The 1,458-nt window shown below is 65.4% G+C and carries 1 protein-coding gene; it reads left to right on the forward strand.

Annotated features, from left to right (window positions below; genetic code table 11):
- Positions 1 to 35 precede the first annotated feature (35 nt).
- The coding region (locus AB0G14_RS35095; RefSeq protein ID WP_357705022.1) for an MDR/SDR family oxidoreductase at positions 36 to 1,458 on the forward strand (1,423 nt) is incomplete at its 3' end.

The raw sequence follows: 1,458 nt of genomic DNA on the forward strand, positions 1-1,458 counted from the left end.
ACAGTGGGTCGCTGGACGGCATTGTCGTCGAAACCGTGACCCCGGAGGTTGTGGGTGCGGGGCAGGTGCGGGTCGCGATCCGTGCGGCGGGGGTGAATTTCCGGGATGTGTTGGTGGGTCTTGGGGTTTATCCGGGTGGTGGGTCGGTTGGTGTGGAGGGCGCGGGGGTGGTGGTTGAGGTTGGTGTGGGTGTGGAGCATGTGGCGGTTGGTGATCGGGTGTTGGGGTTGTGGTCGGGTGGTTTCGGTTCGTCGACGGTGGTTGATGGTCGGCTGGTGGTGAGGGTTCCGGATGGTTGGTCGATGGAACAGGCCGCGGGTGTGCCGGTGGTGTGGTTGACGGCGTGGTTGGGGTTGGTGGAGCTTGCTGGGCTTCGGGCTGGTCAGCGTGTGTTGGTTCATGCTGCTGCGGGTGGGGTGGGTATGGCTGCGGTGCAGTTGGCTCGGTGGTTGGGTGCTGAGGTGTGGGCGACGGCGAGTGAGTCGAAGTGGGACCTTGTGGATGTTCCGCGGGAGCGGCTGGCGTCGTCGCGTTCGACGGTGTTCGGGGATGTGTTTCCGGGTGGGTTTGATGTGGTGCTCAACAGCCTGGCGGGTGAGTTTGTGGACGCGTCGGTGGGGTTGTTGCGTCCGGGTGGTGTGTTGCTGGAGATGGGTAAGACCGATATTCGTGGTCCGGGGGATTTCCCGGGCGTTCGTTATGTTCCGTTCGACATGATCGAGGCGGGGCCGGAGCGGCTTGGTGGGATGCTTCGCCGGCTGATGGAGCTTTTCGGTGACGGTGTTCTTACGCCGGTGCCGGTCACTGGGGCGCCGGTGCAGCGGGTTCGGGAGGTGTTGCGGGATCTGGGTGCGGGTCGCACGACCGGTAAGCAGGTGTTGACGATGCCGGCGTGTCTGGATCCGGATGGCACGGTGTTGATCACTGGTGGCACGGGTGGGCTTGGTGTTGTGGTGGCCGAGCATCTGGTGCGTCGGCATGGTGTGCGGAAGCTTGTTCTGGCCAGCCGTTCCGGTGTGACTGACCGGCTTGCTGGTTTGGACGCCGAGGTGCGTGTCGTGGCGTGTGACGTGACCGACCGGGCGGCGTTGGCAGACCTGGTCGGGGGCATTGACGGGCTCACGGGGGTGGTGCATGCCGCTGGTGTCATCGACGATGGCATCATCGAGACGCTGACCCCGCAACGCCTTGATGCCGTTGTGGCGCCGAAGCTCCAGGCCGCGTTGTGGCTGGACGAGTTGACCCGCGATCGTGACCTGGCCCTGTTCGTGTTGTTCTCCTCGGTCGCGGGTGTGATCGGTAACCCGGGGCAGGGTAACTACGCTGCCGCGAATGCTGGTCTGGACGCTCTCGCGACGATCCGGCACCGGGCCGGCCTGCCCGCCACCTCCATCGCCTGGGGACTGTGGGAACACACCACCGGCATGACCGCCCACCTACAACACCGCGACCGCGCCC

This window comes from Micromonospora sp. NPDC023814 (genome assembly GCF_040639595.1).
Lineage (GTDB): Bacteria > Actinomycetota > Actinomycetes > Mycobacteriales > Micromonosporaceae > Micromonospora.